This is a genomic window from Streptomyces kryoterrae, from assembly GCF_054072135.1.
The window spans coordinates 8,270,362-8,287,279 of sequence record NZ_CM133358.1 but is presented as its reverse complement, the minus strand read 5'-3'; the positions used below and the strand labels follow the sequence as shown (position 1 = coordinate 8,287,279).

The window sequence follows — 16,918 nt, the reverse complement described above, 5'->3', positions numbered from 1 at the left end:
CCGGCCACGGTGTCGGTGCGTTGACGCGGTCAGCGGCCGTTGCCGCCGTCGGCGTTGGGGCCGGTGTAGTCCTCGCCGTAGGAGCCCTTGGAGGGGCGGCGGCGGCGCATGGGCGGCTCGACGCCGTCCGCGAGGCGGCGGGCGGTGAGCAGGAAGCCGGTGTGGCCGATCATGCGGTGGTCGGGGCGGACTGCGAGACCCTCGATGTGCCAGTTGCGGACCATCGACTCCCAGGCGCTCGGCTCGTTGAAGCAGCCGATCTCACGGATGGACTCGACGGTCCGGGCGAGCTGGGTGGTGGTCGCGACGTAGCAGCAGACGATGCCGCCGGGGACGAGTGCCTTGGAGACGGCCTCCAGGCATTCCCAGGGGGCGAGCATGTCGAGGACGACGCGGTCGACCTCGGTGTCGCTGAGGTTGTCCTGGAGGTCGCCGACGGTGAGCTGCCAGGCGGGGTGGGGGCCGCCGAAGTAGCGCTCGACGTTCTGCTGGGCGATCTCGGCGAAGTCCTCGCGGCGCTCGTAGGAGTGCAGCATGCCCTGGTCACCGATGGCGCGCAGCAGGAAGCTGCTGAGTGAGCCGGAGCCGACGCCCGCTTCGACGACGCGTGCGCCGGGGAAGATGTCGGCGAAGGCGAGGATCTGCCCCGCGTCCTTGGGGTAGACCACGGCGGCGCCGCGGGGCATGGACAGGACGTAGTCGGGGAGCAGGGGGCGCAGCGCGAGGTAGGCGACGTTTCCGGTGGTGCGGACAACGCTGCCCTCGGGTGCGCCGATCAGCTCGTCGTGCGGGAAGGAACCTTTGTGGGTGTGAAAGTTCTTTCCGGCTTCGAGCGTGAACGTGTAGTGGCGGCCCTTGGGGTCGGTCAGCTGAACCTGGTCCCCGACCTTGAAGGGCCCGCGCCTGCGGGCGGCACCGGTCGGTTCGGACATGTGAAGAGCCTACCGGTGTTGCCGGGAGCCGCTGACCATCGGGCTTGCCGGTGCGGGACCGGTCTCGGGAGTCCCGGCCTGTGACGGGAATCATCTTCACAAAATCTACAATCGGCATGCATGGTTCCGCTTAGTACTTCCCGTACTTCCCGTACTTCCAGGGTGTTACGGCCCTTGGTGACGAGTCGTTCCTTTACGTACGCAAGTGGGTGATCATGGCTGCCTCCGCAGACGGCGTCGACCTCTTCCGGTCCCGCCGCACCGCGCGGATGGTGAGGCGTCAGGCGGTCTGGAAGCCGGGCTTCCTGTCGTTCCTGGTCACCGCGGGCCTCGCCTACGCCTTCTCCTTCACGCTGTACTCCTCCGAGCACACGCTGATGGGCTGGGTGGTCACCGTCCTGTGGACGCTGCCCGTCGTCAGTTCGTTCGTCGGCGTGGCCGGTGCCCTGCTGACCCGGCGCCGTATCGCGCGCCAGCGCGGCTGGACGGAGGCCGCCCCGGCGCTGCACGACCGGCTCGTCGTGCTGGTTCCGACCATCGGCCGTGACGACACGTATCCGGCGCTGGAGCGGTCGGTGCTGTCGTACTGCGCGTTCCTCCCCAGCTGGTTTCCCGCTCTGCGCGTCGACGTCCTGACGGAGGAGGGCTGCGAGGCCGCCGGCCGCATCGACGCGCTGGCCGCGCGCAGTCCCCTGATTCGCGTGGTGACCGTGCCGAAGGCCTACCGCACTGCCAACGGCACCCGTTTCAAGGCCCGCGCCAACCACTACGCCCATGAGTTGCGCATCGCCGAGGGTGAGGCGCTGGACGACGTGTGGGTGCTGCACATGGACGACGACACCGGCGTCGGTCCGGACACGGCCGAGCAGCTCGCGCGCTTCATCAACGCCCAGCGCCGCGCCGGTCCCGAGGGCAAGCACCTGGCCCAGGGCATGCTGACGTATCCGCGTGAGAACGCCGTCAACCGCCTGACGTGGCTGGCCGACGCGATCCGCCCCGCCGACGACATCGCCCGCTTCGCCGTCCTCACCGGCGGCGGTACTCCGCTGGCCGGGCTGCACGGTGAGCTGCTGCTGCTCAGGGCGTCCGTCGAGGCCACGATCGGCTGGGACTTCGGCCCGGACTCCATCTGCGAGGACGCTCATCTGGCGCTGGTCTTCGCCAGCCGTTACAAGGGGCGCAGCGACTGGTTCTCCGGCCGCAGTTACGGTGCGTCCCCGGCGACCATGCGGGACTTCCTCAAGCAGCGGGAGCGCTGGTCGTGGGGTCTGGTGGGGCTGGCCTTCAACCGCGGCCTGCCGCGCCGGTCCAGGGCGCTGCTCATGTACAGCGTGACGACCTGGGTGATGGGCCCGTTCCAGCACGTCGGCGTGGTCCTGGCGGTCGGCGCGCTGCTCGGCGATCTCAACACCTCGCCGGTCACGCCGTGGATCCTGCCCCTGTGGGCGGTGACCATGGGCTACGCGGTGTGGATGTACTGGGAGGGCCTCAAGATCAACGCCTCGGTGTCGGCCAACGGCCGCCGTCTGTGGTGGGAGCCGGTCGCGGTGGTCGCCCTGATGCCGTTCTTCGCGCTGTGGGAGGCGGTCGGTTCCTTCCGGGGGCTGCTGCGGTGTCTGCGCGGCGTGGAGAACCAGTTCGTCGTGATAGCGAAGCCGGCCTGAGGGATGCGTACACGTCTTCGAAGTCTTCGTGGCCTGGTTCTTCTGCCTCTTCTGCCCCTCCTGTTGACGGCCGGGTGTGTGTCCCCGGGCGCCGGATCGCCGGCGTCGACCACGGCGTCCGCGTCCGCTGCCGGCAACCCGGCCCCCGCGCGGGTTGCCCGGCCCTGGCGGCGCGGGGACCCGCAGCTCGGGGCGCAGGTGCTCTGGTACGCCTACCGGGGCGAGACGGACTCGTCCGTACGGGCCAACGCGCTGCGCGTGGTGAACTACATGGTCGGCAGGCACATGAACGCGGTCTCGGTGACTTTGCCGTTCGCGACCACCGGCCCGACGGCGAACCGGGTCGGCGTCTCGGCCTCGACACCCTCCGTACGGCAGCTGGGGATGTTCTTGGACACCGCTGCGGCGGCCGGGCTGCGTATCACCGTGCGTCCGCTGCTCGATGAACGGAGCCTGGTGGCCCGGGATCCGCTGGCCTGGCGCGGCTCGCTCGCCCCTGCCGACAGGGCGGCCTGGTTCCGGTCGTACGAAGCCTTCCTCACGCCGTATCTCGCCCTCGCGGCCCGCCATCACGTGCGCACCTTCGTCGTGGGAGCGGAACTGACGTCGTTGGAGGACGATCCGCGCTGGCGTTCGCTGATCACCACGGCGCGCAAATCGTTCCCCGGTGAGCTGTCCTACGACGCCAACTGGGACGACTACGTCTCCCGGCATGTTCCCGTCCCCGTCGACCATCTGGGCATCGACGCGTACTTCCCGCTCACCCGGCTCGGCGACGACGCCTCCGTCGCGGAGATCGTCGAGGGCTGGCAGCGCTGGCTGGACCGCAAGAGCACCGGGAAGCTGCCCCGGATCGTCCTGAGCGAGGTCGGCATCATCGCCGAGGACGGTGCGTATCGTCACCCGGCCGTGTGGAGCGGCGGGGAGAAGCTCGACCCGACGGTGCAGCAGCGCTGGTTCGAGGCCGCCTGCCGGGTCGCGCGGGACCGGGACATGGCGGGCCTGTACTGGTGGAACCTCGACTTCCACGCCGACCCCGAGGCCGGTGCCCCCGCCGGCTCGCACACCTCCTTCCTCGGCCGTCCCGCCGAGGCCGTCATCACCTCCTGCTTCCGGACCTGGCCGCGATGAACGAAGAGCGCTACGGGCACCTGCCGCCGAACCCGGCCGGGTCGTCCCGGTACGAGAACGGTCCCCTCCCCCGGCCGCACGCCGGCCCGGCGCCATGGGGCGCAGGGTGGCCCCATGGCGGCAAGGCGGGACGGATCGTGGATCCGCGTCCGATCACCTGGCCGACGCCGGGCGCCGAGGGGGTGCCGGCCACGCTCGGAGGATCGGTCGCCGGTTCTCCCCCGGCGGACGACGGTGGACTCCCTGCCCCACTCGTCGGGCCGAGGTCGGCGAGTGGGCCGGGGCAGGAGTCGGGTGGGCGGCGGTTCTCCGCCGTGGACGGTCTGCGGGGAGCGGCTGTGCTGGCCGTTCTGTTGCACGACACCGGCGTGGACGGGCCGTATGTCTCCTGGTCCGGTGCGGGCGTCGATGTCCTGCTGGTGCTGACGGGTTTCCTCGCCACCCTGCCTCTCGTCCGCAGAGCGACGGCCACCGGCGGGACCGGCGTGGTCGGCTTCCTGGTCCGTAGGGCGAAGCGGCTGGTTCCGGCCCTGCTGGTGGCGGTCGCCCTGATCCTGACGGTGTGTTGGGCGCTGGGTTCCGCGCGCGCCGTCCGTGACCTGGCGGGGCGGATCGGTCACGGGGGCTGGGCGGAGTGGTGGCACGGGCGACCGCCGGGTGCCGTCCCCACGCTGGACTCGCCGACGGCTCCGCTGTGGTTGTGGGGCATCACCGCGCTTTCCGTGCCGGCGTGGTCACTTCTGCTGGCGTGCCTGGGCCTCGTGGTCCGGCGCCGGCTCGCTCCGGTGGCGTTCGTCTTCGCCCTGCTCGGCGGGGCGGTGGCCGTCGCTTCGGCGAACGGGGCACTGCCCGGCGTCGGCGTCGTCACCGGTGTGCGGGCGCTCGCCCTGGCGGCCGGTGCCGGTGCCGCTTGCCTCGTACACCTGGCCGAACGCGGTGGGCGTGCGGTGACCCGCCGGGTCGCCGTGCCGCTGGTGGTGACCGGCTTCGCCGCGGCGGCGGCCCTGGGGGTGTCGGCCGTCCTGCGCGGCGGCGGGGAGGGCGAGATCCGGTACGGGGTCGCGGTCGTGCTGGGCGCCGCCGCGCTGACGGCGGTGCTCTGCGGCGGCCGGGGCCCGTTGGCGCGGCTGCTGTCGGGCGACCTGCTCACGGAGGTCGGCCGGATGTCCTACAGCCTCTTCCTGCTGCACCTTCCCGTGTACTGGCTGCTGCGGCGCGGCCAGCCCGGTCTCGGCTCTCTCGGCCTGTTCCTGGTCGGGGGCGTGGTGACCTGGTTCCTGTCGCTGCTCGTCCACTACCTGCTCGTCGAGCGCCTGGCCGCCCGCCCCTGGCGTCGCGGGCGGGTGTCCCGCTGACCCTCGCGGGAGTGCCGCGCCAGGCCCTGTCCGGCGGATCCTGCCGGAGACGCGGGGCTCGGCACGTCCGTCTACGGCGTTGCCGTCGGTTGGCGACTCCCTCGTTCGCCCCGCTCACCTGCGTTTTTCGGCGCTGTGGCGGTCCTCCGGCCTGACCGCAGGACAGGCCCTAGTTCGGGCGTGCCATCGCCTTCACGAAGGCGCGTTCCACGTCGGCCGCCGAGAGGACTCCGTAGATCTCGCCGGAATCCTCCACGACCAGGTATTCGGTGGCGGGCGTCGAGCGCAGGGCGTCGAGGAGTTCCTCGCCGGAGAGTTCCGCGGAGACCCGCATGCCGTCGGTGAGGTCCTGGGCCAGGCCGCTGACGGAGACCCAGGGGCGGCGGTGTTCGGGTACGCCGACGATGGCGGCCTCGCGGACGAGGGAGAGGGGTTCTCCGTCGGGGTCGACGACGACGAGGGCGCGGGCCCCGGCGTCGTTGGCGCGGCGCAGGGCCTCGGAGAGGGGGGTGTTGGTCTCGACGGGGACGGCGCGGCGGGTGAGGTTGCGGGCGCGCAGTTCCGGGAGGTGTTCGCGCAGGCGGGCCATACGGAGGCTGTTGCCGGCGCCGGTCCAGATGATCGCGGCGAGGATCGCGGCGAGCAGGGCGTCGGTGACGGTGTCCATGCCGACGCTGTCCTCGGCGGTGGAGCCGAGGGCGCCGGACTGGGTGAGCAGCGGGAGCCCGATGAGGACGGAGACGGCGAGGGCGCGGCCGACCCAGGCGGCGGCGACCGTACCGGTCATGGGTCTGCCGGTGATCTTCCAGACGACGGCGCGGAGCATCCGGCCGCCGTCGAGGGGCAGGCCGGGCAGCAGGTTGAAGGCGGCCACGATGAGGTTGGAGATCATCAGGCCGGCCAGCAGGACGCCGGGGACGGTGCCGGGTTCGACGGTCTGGAGGGCGAGGTAGAAGACGCCCGCGAGGACCAGGGAGAGGAGCGGGCCGACGAAGGCGAGGACGAATTCGCGGCCGGGGGTCTCGGACTCCTTCTCGATCTCGGAGACGCCGCCGAAGAACTGGAGCTGGATGCGGCGTACCGGGAGTTTGAAGCGGAGGGCGGCGACGGTGTGGGCGAGTTCGTGGACGAGGACGGAGGCGTAGAAGGCGACCGCGAAGAAGAGGGAGACGAGGTAGCGGACGGCGCCGAGTTCGGGCAGTACGCGGTCCAGCTGACCGCCGAAGACCCAGGTGATGAGGGCGGCGACGAGGAACCAGCTGGGGGCGACGTAGACGGGTACGCCGAAGGGGCGTCCCATGAGGAGGCCGCCGCCGGGGTCCTTGGGTCTCCGGGGGGCGCGGGACTTGGCGAGGCGGGGGGTGGCGCCCGTGCGGCCGGGGGTGTCGGCGGGCTCGTCGGCTTCTGGGGGTTCGGCGGGTTCCGTGGCGGCCGGTTCGCCGGTGTCGGTGTGCTCGTCGGTCCGCGTGGGCTCGGGTTCCGCTTCGGGTGTCCCGGTCTCCGCGAGTCGGGTGTCGGTCGTCGTGGGTTCGGCGTGTGCGGAGTCGGTGGTCGGCGCCGTACCGCCGGTGTGGCGGTCGGTCGACTGGTCGTTGCCGGAGCGCGGCTGTCCGCTCCCGCCGCTCTCGTCCACGGTGTCCCCTTGTCGGATGCGTCTCCCTTTTCCGCTCCGGGGCGGAAGGGCCTCGGGTCGATGGTATGCGGCGGTCGCCAAGGGTTCCGCCCCGGCACCCCCTGTGTTCGCCGGGGTGCTGTGGCCGGGCGTGGCGGTGGCTGGGTCACTGTCAGTGGCGGGCCGTATGGTCGTCGTCATGGAAATGAGCACCGAGGGCGCCGCCGAGTCCGTCTCGCCGGTCGTGCTGCCCTCCGCGCCGGCGTCGCTGTCGCCCTCGCGGGCCAATGACTTCATGCAGTGTCCGTTGCTGTACCGGTTCCGGGTGATCGACCGGTTGCCGGAGAAGCCGAGTGAGGCGGCCACGAGAGGCACGCTGGTCCACGCGGTGCTCGAGCGGCTGTTCGACGCGCCGGCGGCGGAGCGGACGGCGCCGGCCGCGAAGTCGCTGATCCCCGGCCAGTGGGACCGGCTGCGGGAGTCGCGGCCGGAGGTGGTGGAGCTGTTCGCGGACGATCCGGACGGGGAGCGGCTGGCGCGGTGGCTGGGTGAGGCGGAGCGGCTGGTGGAGCGCTGGTTCGGCCTGGAGGATCCGACGCGGCTGGAGCCGGCCGAGCGTGAGCTGTTCGTCGAGGCGGAGCTGGATTCCGGGCTGAAACTGCGCGGGATCATCGACCGGGTCGACGTGGCGCCCACCGGTGAGGTGCGGATCGTCGACTACAAGACGGGGAAGGCGCCGCGTCCGGAGTATTCGGAGAGCGCGCTGTTCCAGATGAAGTTCTACGCGCTGGTCGTGTGGCGCTTGAGGAACGTGGTGCCGCGGCGGCTTCAGCTGGTGTATCTCGGCAGTGGGGATGTGCTGACGTACGACCCGGTCATGGCCGATCTGGAGCGGGTGGAGCGGAAGCTGCTGGCGTTGTGGGAGGCGATCCGGGAGGCCACGGAGACGGGGGTGTGGCGGCCCCGGCCGACGAAGCTGTGCGGTTGGTGCGATCACCAGGCGGTGTGTCCGGAGTTCGGAGGGACTCCCCCGGTCTATCCGTTGCCTGTGCGGGCGGCTCCGCCGGGTGCGCGGTGATGGACCCGCGGGCCGGTGGGGGCTGGTCGTGCCCCGCGGTGGAGCCGCGGACACGGCCCCGCGCCCCTGGCAGGGCAGAATGGGGCTGACGAGCGAAGGAGACTTACGTGGCCATCCGCGTCCTACTGGTCGACGACCAGCCGCTGCTGCGTACCGGGTTCCGGATGATTCTGGAGGCCGAGCAGGACATCGCGGTTGTCGGCGAGGCCGGAGACGGTCTTCAGGCGATCGACCAGGTGCGTGCCCTGCAGCCCGATGTGGTTCTGATGGACATCCGAATGCCGCGGATGGACGGTGTGGAAGCGACTCGGCAGATCACCGGGCCGGGGCGGGACGGGCCGGCGAAGGTGCTGGTGCTGACGACCTTCGATCTCGACGAGTACGTGGTCGAGGCCCTGCGGGCGGGTGCCAGCGGCTTCCTCCTGAAGGACGCGCCGGCGAACGAACTGGTGCAGGCGATCCGGGTGGTGGCCTCGGGTGAGGCGATGCTCGCGCCGAGCATCACGCGTCGCCTGCTGGACAAGTACGCCGGGCATCTGCCGTCGGGTGACGAGCCCGTGCCGGACGCGCTGCACACGCTGACCGAACGTGAGGTCGAGGTGCTGAAGCTGGTGGCGCGGGGGCTGTCGAACGCGGAGGTCGCCGCTGATCTGTTCGTCAGCGAGACGACGGTCAAGACGCATGTCGGTCATGTGCTGACGAAGCTGGGGCTGCGCGACCGGGTGCAGGCCGCGGTGTACGCGTACGAGAGCGGGCTGGTGCGTCCCGGCGCGCAGTAGCCGGGCAGATGTGTACGACGACGAGGGCGCCCCTTTCCGGGAACGGCGGGGGCGCCCTCGTTCGTGTGCGGCCGGCTCAGCCCTTGGTGATCTCCCAGAAGCGGAAGACGGTCGAGGCGTCGAGGCAGTACTCCAGGCCGTAGACGTTGTCGCGGACGACGGCGTACTGCTTGCCCTGCCAGATGGGGAGGACGGGGATCTCCTTGGCGACGATGTCCTGGAGTTCGCCGAAGTCCGCGTCGGTCGCGCCGCGGTCGCTCTGGGCGGCGGTGCCGGGGATGAGGGTGTCGGTGATCGTGCTGTTGGTGAAGTTGTTGCCGAGTACGTTGCCCTGGCCGAAGAAGGGGGCGGTGAAGTTGTCGGCGTCGGGGTAGTCCGGCACCCAGCCCTTCACGTACACGCCGTACTTGCCGGCCTCGATGTCCTTCTCGTACTGCGCGAAGGGCACGGACTTGACGGTCGCCTCGAACAGGCCGCTGGCGTTGAGCTGCTTGGCGATGGCCCTGAACTCGTCGTCGGTGGCGGGGCCGTAGCGGGACGGGGTCGACCAGAGGGTGAGCTTGACCCTGTCGGTGATGCCGTCGGCCTTGAGGGCCGCCTGGGCCTTGGCCCTGGAGGGGCGGGCGCCGTAGGTGTCGAAGAAGGCGGTGTTGTGACCGGCTATGCCGGCCGGGATGATCGAGTAGAGGGGGGTCGCCGTGTCCTCGTAGACCTGGTTGACAAGGGCCTCGCGGTCGAGGAGGTAGGCGATGGCCTTGCGTACGCCGATCTTTCCGGCGACCGGGTCGTCCATGTTGAAGACGAGGTGCTGGACCTCGGCGCTGGTGCCCTCGACGACGTCGATGCCCTCGTTGCCGCTGTCGTTCTCGATGTCGGCTATGTCGCCGGCGTTGAGGCCTCGGTAGGCGATGTCGATGTCCTTGTCGACGATCGCGTTCTTCAGCTTGGTCTGGTCACCGTGGAAGAACTTGAGGGTGACGCCGGAGTTCTTGACCTCGGCGGTGCCCTTGTAGTTGGGGTTGACGGAGAAGACCGCGCTGTCGTCGCCGAACGAGTCGAGCTTGTAGGGGCCCGAGCCGACGGCTTCGCCGTCCTTGCGCAGGCCGTCCTCGTCGTACTGCTCGTGGTCGACGATCGAGCCGGCGCCGGAGGCGATCTTGCTGGGGAAGGTGGCGTCGGGCACCTTGAGGCGGAAGACGACGGTCTTCTCGTCCGGGGTGTCCACCGAGCCGAGCATCGGGAACATGATCGCGGGACCGGCGTCGTCGTTGATCTTCAGCATGCGGTCGAAGGAGAACTTCACGTCCTGCGAGGTGAGCGCGTCGCCGTTGCTGAACTTCAGGCCGTCGCGCAGGGTGCACTTGTACACCTTGGTCCGCGCGTCGCTGAAGGCGCACTCCTTGGCCGCCTCGGGCTGCGGTTCGGTGCCCCCGTTGGGGAAGCTCAGCAACGACTGGAAGACGTTGTTGAACAACAGCCAGGAGCCGGGGTCGTAGCCGGAGGCGGGGTCGGTCGCCAGGACGTCGTCGGACATCCCCATGACCACGGTGGAGCCGTCGGCCCCCAGATCGCCGTTCTCCGAGCCGCAGCCGGTCAGCAGGCCGGAGGCCAGCCCCGCCACGATGGGCAGGACTGGCCAGTGGTTGCGCAGGTTCACGTGGAAGTGCCTTGTCGTCAGGTCGTGGATACCTGGGGCCCCCAGCCCCGGGTCGGGATGTGTGCGTCGGACGGGAGTGCGGGTCAGTTGCCCACACCGCGGCCCAGCTCCCAGAGCTGGAGCGTGGAGGAGGAGTTGAGGGCCCACTCGGCGCCGGTGATGCCGTCGCGTGCGGCGATGTACTGGTTGCCCTGCCACAGCGGCAGCACGGGTACGTCGTCGGCCACGATGTCCTGGATGTCCGTGAGGCTCGTGGAGGCTGTCAGGCGGTCGGCCTCGCGACGGGACTCGGGGATCAGGCTGTCGCGGATCCTCGCGTTGGCGTACGGCAGGTTGAGGAAGTTGTCCTTGTCGAGGAACGGCGCGAGGTAGTTGTCGGCGTCGGGGAAGTCGGGGAACCAGCCCATCCCGTAGACGTCGTACTCGCGCTCCTTCTCGGCCGGGCGGAAGGTGGCCCAGGGGGCGCCCTTGACGGTGACCTTGAACAGTCCGCTGGCGTTGAGCTGCTTCTGCAGTTCCTCGAACTCCTGCTTGGTGGCCGAGCCGTAGTGGTCGGTCGTGTAGTGCAGGGTCAGTTTCACCGGCGTGGTGATACCGGCGCTCTCCATCAGGGTTTTGGCCTTGGTCTCGTTCGGCTCGCCGTACTTGTTGAAGAAGGAGTTCGAGTGGCCGGTGATGGTGGCGGGGACCAGCGAGTAGAGCGGCTGGGCCTCGTCGCCGTACACCTTGGAGACGAGTTCGGCGCGGTTGATGATCTGGGCCATCGCCTGGCGGACCGCTTTCGTCTTCACCGTCGGGGCGTCGGTGTTGAAGGCGAGGTAGCGGATTTCGAGGCCGGGCATCTCGACGAGGTCGATGTCGCCGGTCGAGGCCGCGTCGAGCTTTTTGATCTGCTCCGGGGACATCGTGCGGGTCATCAGGTCGATGTCGCCCTTGGCGAGCGCGTCGCCCATGGCGGCGGCGTCCTCGAAGGAACGCATTTCGACCTTGTCGTTCTTCGGCGTCAACTGGCCCTTGTAATACGAGTTCTTGGTGAAGACGGCCTTGACGAGTTCGTCGTTCTTGACCTCGGCGTGGAGCGTGTACGGGCCGGAGCCGTCGACGTCGAAGCCGTCCCGCAATTTGTCCTTGTCGTAGTCGGCCGGGTTGACGATGCCCGCGACCGGGGTGGACAGCTTGAACGGGAAGGTGGCGTCGGCGGTCTTGAGGTGGAAGATGACCTCGCGGTCGCCCTGGGTCTCGACGGTGTCGATCGTGGACAGCAGGGCGAACACACCGCTGTCGGCCTGGATCCGCAGGGCCCGGTCGATGGAGAACTTCACATCGGACGCCTTGACGGCCTCGCCGTTGGAGAACTTGAGGTCCTTGCGCAGGGTGCAGACGTAGCGCTCGTTGCCACTGTCCGTGAACCCGCACTTCTCGGCGGCCTCGGGTACCGGTTCACCGTCGCCGCGCGGCTGGACCATGAGGGTCTGCACGGTCTGGCGCAGGATGTTCCAGGTGCCGACGTCGTAGGCGTAGGCCGGGTCGATCGGTGCCGGGGCCTCCTTCGAGGCGGTGAACGTGTCCGTGGTGCCGACGACGATCGCATCGCTGCTGCTTCCCCCGCCGTCGACTCCGCCGCAGGCGGCCAGCACCGGAGCGAGCAGGCCGACCACTGTCGGCAGCACCAAGGTCTTGCGGTTCATGCTCGGGGTTCTCCAGGCTGTCGATCCCAGTGGACCCGGCGGGCGTGGGGTGGTGCGCGCGGGCAAGGGATTGTGGCGATGTTCTCCCAATGAGGTTAGTCCGGACCGCGGAGGGGCCCGCATCCAGCAGGAGTTGGGGGCTCATCACGCTGCGAAACCAGGTGTGGACGCACCGAAAAAACCGACACCGGAAGGATTCCGCGCAGGATCTCCCCAAACGGGACACAAGGGCGCGCCGAGCACCTCCGAACGAGGTGAATGTACACAGCACTCGTCTTCTGTCGAGCCCCTGACGCGTGGCGAACCTCACACGTTCTCAACTGTTGGCGCTTAGACCGACCGGCAAATGGGGGGTGGGAGAAGGAGCGGGGCTGGGTGCGTGCAGCTGCAAGGCGGAGGATTGAGGCATGGCGGAGCCATGGTGATTGACGACAACGCGGCAGATGCGCGTGCCCAGCCCCGCGACGCCACCCCCCATTTGCCGGTCGGTCTTACGTGAATTCGCCGCCGTCGGAGATCGGCAGAAGGCCGTAATTCTCATGCGACGGCCTGCCTGTTCATCCGCGCGTTATCCCGCATTCGATCGGACACACTCGGTAAACGCGTCAGGGCATTTCCGTCAGCGGTCGTCGCCGTCAGTCGCTCGCTCGCCCTCAGCCGTTCCTCATCAGCCCGTGCAGAAAGGGCAGGTCGACTTCTTCCAGCGAGGTCACGATCGTGCGGCGCGCGCCGGGTGCGATGGGCGCGACCGACGGCACGGCCACCACGTGGCAGCCGGCGGCCTCGGCGGCCGCGACCCCGGTCGCCGTGTCCTCGACGACGGCGCATCTCGCCGGGTCGGCGCCGAGTCCGGCGGCGGCGATCAGATAGGGGTCGGGGAAGGGCTTCGTTCGCTCCACCTCGTCGCCGGCGATGCTCAGGGCGAAGTGCTGCGGGCCCAGGGAGGCCAGGACGCGGTCGATGATCCGGCGGTGCGAGGCGGAGACGAGGGCCGTCGGGATCTCGTGCGCGGAGAGTTCGGCGAGGAGGCGGGCGGCGCCCGGCATCAGGGGCAGGGCGCGGCCGATACGGTCCTCGAACCCGTCGTTGAGCAGTTCCGAGAGTTCGCCGAAGGTGATGTCGGCGCCGGTGGCCTCGATGAGGAACCCGGCGCTGCGGGTCATGGGGCCGCCGACCACGACGTGCCGCCAGGAGTCGTCGAGGGTGTGACCGAGGCCTGCGAAGATCTCGACCTCGACGTCCCACCAGAAGCCCTCGGTGTCCACCAGGGTGCCGTCCATGTCGAGGAGTACGGCCTGCAGTGCTGAGCCTTCGGCCGTACGGGTTCCGAGCGCGGGGACCGTGCTGGTCATCCTGGCGCACCTCCTTGAGGGACGATCAGGCCGGTTGCCCCTGAGTGCACAGAGGGCAACCGGCCTGCGGTGGACCGTCAAGTGTACGTCCTGTCCGATCAACGTGCGCTGGAAGCTCAGCGGGCGTTGAAGTACTTCGCCTCGGGGTGGTGGATGACGATGGCGTCGGTGGACTGTTCGGGGTGGAGCTGGAACTCCTCGGAGAGGTGGACGCCGATGCGCTCGGGCTCGAGGAGGTCGGCGATCTTGGCGCGGTCCTCCAGGTCGGGGCAGGCGCCGTAGCCGAGGGAGAAGCGGGCGCCCCGGTACTTGAGGGCGAACATGTCTTCCACGTCGGTGGGGTCCTCGCCGGCGAAGCCCAGTTCGGAGCGGACGCGTGCGTGCCAGTACTCGGCGAGGGCCTCGGCCAACTGGACGGACAGGCCGTGCAGTTCGAGGTAGTCGCGGTAGGAGTTCGACTCGAAGAGCTTGGCGGTCTCCTCGCCGATCCGGTTGCCGACCGTGACGATCTGGAGGCCGACGACGTCCGTCTCGCCGGACTCCTCCGGGCGGAAGAAGTCGGCGAGACACAGCCGGCGGCCACGGCGCTGGCGCGGGAACGTGAAGCGCGTACGCTCGTTGCCCTGGTCGTCGAGGATGATCAGGTCGTCGTCCTTGGAGACGCACGGGAAGTAGCCGTAGACGACGGCCGCCTCCAGCAGGCTCTCCGTCTGGAGCTTGTCCAGGAGGCCGCGCAGCCTGGGGCGGCCCTCGGTCTCGGCCAGTTCCTCGTAGGTGGGGCCGTCGCCGGTGCGGGCCTGCTTGAGGCCCCACTGGCCCTTGAAGAGGGCGCCCTCGTCGAGCCAGCTCGCGTACTCCTTGAGCTGGATGCCCTTGATGACACGGGTGCCCCGGAAGGGCGGGGTGGGAATGGGGTTGTCGATGGCGACGTCGGAACGGACGTGGCCCTCTTCAGGGCGCTCCTCGACCTGTACGGCGGCGCTGGGGCGGACGCGGCGCTGCTTGAGCTCGGGGAGCTTGGCGCCGGGGACGCCGCGCTTGACGCCGATCAGGGCGTCCATCAGGCGCAGCCCCTCGAAGGCGTCGCGGGCGTAGCGGACCTCGCCCTCGTAGATCTCGTGGAGGTCCTGTTCGACGTAGGCGCGGGTGAGGGCCGCGCCGCCGAGGATCACCGGGTAGTCGGCGGCCAGCTTGCGCTGGTTGAGCTCCTGGAGGTTCTCCTTCATGATCACCGTGGACTTGACCAGGAGTCCGGACATGCCGATGACGTCGGCCCTGTGCTCCTGGGCGGCTTCGAGGATCGCGGAGACCGGCTGCTTGATGCCGATGTTGACGACGTTGTAGCCGTTGTTGGTGAGGATGATGTCGACGAGGTTCTTGCCGATGTCATGGACGTCGCCGCGGACCGTGGCGAGCACGATCGTGCCCTTGCCGTCGTCGTCCGTCTTCTCCATGTGCGGTTCGAGGTAGGCGACGGCCGTCTTCATGACCTCGGCGGACTGCAGGACGAACGGGAGCTGCATCTGACCGGAGCCGAAGAGCTCGCCGACGACCTTCATGCCCTCCAGGAGGGTGTCGTTGACGATGTCGAGGGCCGGGCGGGTCGTCAGCGCCTCGTCGAGGTCGGTCTCCAGGCCGTTCTTCTCGCCGTCGATGATGCGGCGCTGCAGTCGCTCGTCCAGCGGGAGGGCGAGGAGTTCCTCGGCGCGGCCGTCCTTCATCGACTTGGTGTTGACGCCCTCGAAGAGGGCCATCAGCTTCTGCAGCGGGTCGTAGCCCTCGGTCCGCCGGTCGTGGATCAGGTCGAGGGCGGTTCCCACCTGTTCGTCGTCGAAGCGGGCGATCGGCAGGATCTTCGAGGCGTGGACGATCGCCGAGTCCAGACCGGCCTTGACGCACTCGTCGAGGAAGACGGAGTTCAGCAGGACGCGGGCGGCCGGGTTCAGGCCGAAGGAGATGTTGGACAGGCCGAGGGTGGTCTGGACGTCCGGGTGGCGGCGCTTGAGTTCGCGGATCGCCTCGATCGTGGCGATGCCGTCCTTGCGGGACTCCTCCTGACCCGTGCAGATGGTGAAGGTGAGGGTGTCGATGAGGATGTCCGACTCGTGGATCCCCCAGTTCGTCGTCAGGTCCTCGATCAGGCGCTCGGCGATGGCGACCTTGTGCTCGACGGTACGGGCCTGGCCCTCCTCGTCGATGGTGAGCGCGATCAGCGCGGCGCCGTGCTCCTGGGCCAGCTTGGTGACCTTGGCGAAGCGGGACTCCGGTCCGTCGCCGTCCTCGTAGTTCACCGAGTTGATGACGGCCCGGCCGCCGAGCTTCTCCAGGCCCGCCCGCAGGACGGGAACCTCGGTGGAGTCCAGCACGATCGGCAGCGTGGAGGCGGTGGCGAAGCGGCCCGCGAGCTCCTCCATGTCGGCGACGCCGTCGCGGCCGACGTAGTCCACGCAGAGGTCGAGCATGTGCGCGCCCTCGCGGATCTGGTCGCGGGCCATCTCGACGCAGTCGTCCCAGCGGGCGTCGAGCATGGCCTCGCGGAACTTCTTGGAGCCGTTGGCGTTGGTGCGCTCGCCGATCGCCATGTAGGCGGTGTCCTGGCGGAAGGGGACGGTCTGGTAGAGCGAGGCGGCGCCGGGTTCCGGCTGCGGGCGGCGCTCGACGGGCGAGGCACCCTGCACTCGCTCCACGAGCTTTCGCAGGTGCTCCGGGGTGGTACCGCAGCAGCCGCCGACCAGGTTCAGGCCGTAGTCGTGCACGAAGATGTCCTGGGCGTCGGCCAGGCCCTCGGGATCGAGCGGGAAGTGGGCGCCGTCCTTGGTGAGGATCGGCAGGCCCGCATTGGGCATACAGAGCAGCGGGGTGCGCGAGTGGCGGGACAGATAGCGCAGGTGCTCGCTCATCTCGGCTGGGCCGGTCGAGCAGTTCAGCCCGATCATGTCGATGCCGAGCGGTTCGAGCGCGGTCAGCGCGGCACCGATCTCCGAGCCGAGCAGCATCGTGCCGGTCGTCTCGAAGGCCATCGAGACCAGCAGAGGCACGTCGAGGCCGGTGGCCTCCATCGCGCGGCGGGCGCCCACGACCGACGACTTCGTCTGGAGAAGGTCCTGCGTGGTCTCCACGATCAGGGCATCCGCGCCACCGGCCAGGAGTCCCTCGGCGTTCGCCTGGAAGCCGTCGCGGAGGGTGACGTAGTCGATGTGTCCGAGGGACGGCAGCTTGGTGCCGGGGCCGATCGAGCCGAGGACCCAGCGCTGACGGCCGTCGCGGGCGCCGAACTCGTCGGCGGTCTCGCGGGCGATGCGGGCACCGGACTCGGACAGCTCGTACACGCGCTCCGCGATGTCGTATTCGGCCGCCGCCGTGTGGTTCGCACCGAAGGTGTTCGTCTCGACGCAGTCCACGCCCACCGAGAAGTACGCCTCGTGCACGGAGCGGACGATGTCGGGGCGGGTGATGTTCAGGATCTCGTTGCAGCCTTCGAGGTTCTCGAAGTCCTCGAGTGTCGGGTCCTGCGCCTGCAGCATGGTGCCCATCGCACCGTCGGCCACCACCACTCGGGTGGCGAGTGCGTCCCGGAGGGCGGACACACGGGTCCTGTTGTCGGTGGAAGGGGCGGACGACGAGGCGGCCATGTAAGGGCTCCCTGGAGTGCGACGGCTGTCGGCTTTGC

The 16,918-nt window shown here is 69.5% G+C and carries 11 protein-coding genes; 5 read left to right on the top strand and 6 right to left on the bottom strand.

The genetic code is table 11. The annotated features are described in order from the left end of the window. Positions 1-29: 29 nt before the first annotated feature. Positions 30-932, bottom strand: coding sequence for a tRNA (adenine-N1)-methyltransferase (locus tag ACW4TU_RS36800; protein ID WP_164320531.1), 903 nt, complete (start codon positions 930-932; stop codon positions 30-32). Positions 933-1,147: 215 nt separating this feature from the next. Here ACW4TU_RS36800 and ACW4TU_RS36795 point away from each other — a divergent pair, with 215 nt between their 5' ends. From ACW4TU_RS36795 to ACW4TU_RS36785, 3 genes are all read left to right on the top strand, one after another. Beyond that, positions 1,148-2,596, top strand: a complete 1,449-nt coding sequence (locus ACW4TU_RS36795) for a glycosyltransferase family 2 protein (protein ID WP_457420491.1) — start codon at positions 1,148-1,150, stop codon at positions 2,594-2,596. Positions 2,597-2,674: 78 nt separating this feature from the next. Next, positions 2,675-3,727: a glycoside hydrolase family 113 gene (locus ACW4TU_RS36790; RefSeq protein WP_457420489.1), complete on the top strand. Its 1,053-nt coding sequence runs from the start codon at positions 2,675-2,677 to the stop codon at positions 3,725-3,727. After that, entirely contained in the window at positions 3,724-5,082 is a 1,359-nt protein-coding gene (locus ACW4TU_RS36785; protein ID WP_457420487.1) for an acyltransferase family protein, read from the top strand. The genes ACW4TU_RS36790 and ACW4TU_RS36785 overlap by 4 nt, the downstream gene beginning before the upstream one ends. A gap of 169 nt (positions 5,083-5,251) precedes the next feature. On the opposite strand, the gene ACW4TU_RS36780 is transcribed toward ACW4TU_RS36785, so the two are convergent. Continuing rightward, the gene (locus tag ACW4TU_RS36780) at positions 5,252-6,715 is read right to left on the bottom strand and encodes a site-2 protease family protein (RefSeq protein WP_457420485.1); all 1,464 of its coding nucleotides are present in this window, start codon (positions 6,713-6,715) and stop codon (positions 5,252-5,254) included. 178 nt (positions 6,716-6,893) lie between these two features. On the opposite strand from ACW4TU_RS36780, the gene ACW4TU_RS36775 reads away from it, so the two are divergent. Continuing rightward, complete coding sequence (locus tag ACW4TU_RS36775; protein ID WP_457420483.1) at positions 6,894-7,772, top strand: RecB family exonuclease; 879 nt, start codon at positions 6,894-6,896, stop codon at positions 7,770-7,772. A 107-nt stretch (positions 7,773-7,879) separates the two neighbouring features. Further along, on the top strand, positions 7,880-8,551 hold the full coding sequence (locus ACW4TU_RS36770) for a response regulator (protein WP_006375930.1): 672 nt from the start codon (positions 7,880-7,882) through the stop codon (positions 8,549-8,551). A gap of 76 nt (positions 8,552-8,627) precedes the next feature. Here the strand turns inward: ACW4TU_RS36770 and ACW4TU_RS36765 are convergent, their stop codons facing one another. The 4 genes from ACW4TU_RS36765 to metH form a co-directional block, all read right to left on the bottom strand. Further along, on the bottom strand, positions 8,628-10,208 hold the full coding sequence (locus ACW4TU_RS36765; RefSeq protein WP_457420481.1) for an ABC transporter substrate-binding protein: 1,581 nt from the start codon (positions 10,206-10,208) through the stop codon (positions 8,628-8,630). Positions 10,209-10,291: 83 nt separating this feature from the next. Beyond that, the gene (locus ACW4TU_RS36760; RefSeq protein WP_457420479.1) at positions 10,292-11,896 is read right to left on the bottom strand and encodes an ABC transporter substrate-binding protein; all 1,605 of its coding nucleotides are present in this window, start codon (positions 11,894-11,896) and stop codon (positions 10,292-10,294) included. Between the two features lie 653 nt (positions 11,897-12,549). Further along, positions 12,550-13,248, bottom strand: a complete 699-nt coding sequence (locus ACW4TU_RS36755) for an HAD family hydrolase (protein ID WP_457420478.1) — start codon at positions 13,246-13,248, stop codon at positions 12,550-12,552. A gap of 116 nt (positions 13,249-13,364) precedes the next feature. Continuing rightward, complete coding sequence (gene metH / locus ACW4TU_RS36750; protein WP_457420476.1) at positions 13,365-16,880, bottom strand: methionine synthase; 3,516 nt, start codon at positions 16,878-16,880, stop codon at positions 13,365-13,367. Positions 16,881-16,918 lie beyond the last annotated feature (38 nt).